The 1,469-nt window shown below is 39.5% G+C and carries 2 protein-coding genes; one reads left to right on the forward strand and one right to left on the reverse strand.

Annotation, left to right across the window (positions count from 1 at the left end):
• The first annotated feature begins 25 nt into the window (after positions 1 to 25).
• The gene (locus tag L652_RS0112710; RefSeq protein ID WP_024597435.1) at positions 26 to 1,009 is read left to right on the forward strand and encodes an IS110 family transposase; all 984 of its coding nucleotides are present in this window, start codon (positions 26 to 28) and stop codon (positions 1,007 to 1,009) included.
• Positions 1,010 to 1,051: 42 nt separating this feature from the next.
• Here the strand turns inward: L652_RS0112710 and L652_RS0112715 are convergent.
• A partial coding sequence (locus tag L652_RS0112715; protein ID WP_024603484.1) for an NAD(P)-dependent oxidoreductase occupies positions 1,052 to 1,469 on the reverse strand: 418 nt, incomplete at its 5' end.

Below are 1,469 nucleotides of genomic sequence, written 5' to 3' on the forward strand. Positions count from 1 at the left end.
GTATGTACAAGGGGAGTAAGTAGAGATGATGTTTATCGGCATTGATATTAGTAAAGAGAAGATTGATTTATCGTGGTTGAGAGACCAACTTACAAATAAAATTAAAACAAAAGTCTTTAAAAACAAGCGCCAAGATTTTGTAACAATAGAAAAATGGCTTTTAAATACAACAAAAAGCGCTGCTAATGAGCTCGTTATCACCCTCGAACCAACGGGTGTTTATCATGAAGCACTGATGTATTTTTTATACGAGCAAGGCTTTAATATTATTTTAGCGAACCCTGGTAAAGCTAAAAAGTATGCAGACGCTTTAAACATAATTCATAAAACAGACAAATCTGATGCAACGATGCTTGCTCATTATGGCTGTGCCAAGCACGCAGTCGTTAATTATTGGCAACCTGAAGCATTAGCAATTAGAGAGCTTAAAGCCCTTATCCGTCGTTTAGATGCGCTTGAGAGTAACCGGCAACGAGAAGCGAACCGATTAGAAGCAAGTGAATTCAGCAACGTTTCTGCGCGTGTTTGCCAATCTATAAAAGTGACTATCGCGTTTTTAGACGATGAAATTAAACAACTTAAATCTGACATTGATAACCACATAGATAATGAACCTGATTTAAAAAGAAACAGGAAACTACTTGAGTCAATCCCTGGCATAGGGCCCGTATTATCGAGAGAGCTGACGTATTTGTTTGCGGCTAAAAAATTTAATAAAGCCAAAGAAGCGGCGGCTTATTGTGGATTAATCCCACGGCATAATGAATCGGGTAAATTAAAAGGGCGAACATCAATCAGTAAACTTGGCCCAGCCAGAATTCGATGTAAACTTTATATGGCAGCCGTTGTTGCTGGGCAATGGAATAAAACAATAAAACGACACAAGTTAACGTTAATAAATAATGGTAAAACACCAATGCAAGCTGTGTGTGCAAATATGCGAAAGCTAATTCATATATGTTTTGGTGTAATAAAAAACCAAGAAGCGTTTAAGCTCCAAGAAAGTTAAATACGACCTTGAAGCTTAAAATGAGAGATGGTATCTACAGCGTTACTTTTTATGCAGCGCTACAATGCGTGCTAGTAAGCTTGAGGTGTCGTATCTGCCACCGCCGAGTGCTTGTACATCGGCGTAGTATTGATCGACCGTTGCAGTCATTGGTAAAGTAGCGCCGTTGTTTTTAGCTTCATCGAGTGCAATGCCTAAATCTTTACGCATCCAATCTACGGCAAAACCAAACTCATATTCACCCGCCCACATTGTTTTGTAGCGGTTTTCCATTTGCCACGAACCGGCTGCACCTTTAGAAATGGTTTCTATAACTTTTTCACCATCAAGCCCAGCTTGCTTGGCAAAATGTAAGCCTTCGGCTAAACCTTGCACTACACCAGCAATACATATTTGATTAACCATTTTACAAAGTTGTCCCGAGCCAACGCCGCCTAGTAATTGGCTAAAACGACTAAAC

It is taken from the genome of Pseudoalteromonas sp. TB25 (assembly GCF_000497995.1).
GTDB classification, from domain to species: domain Bacteria; phylum Pseudomonadota; class Gammaproteobacteria; order Enterobacterales; family Alteromonadaceae; genus Pseudoalteromonas; species Pseudoalteromonas distincta.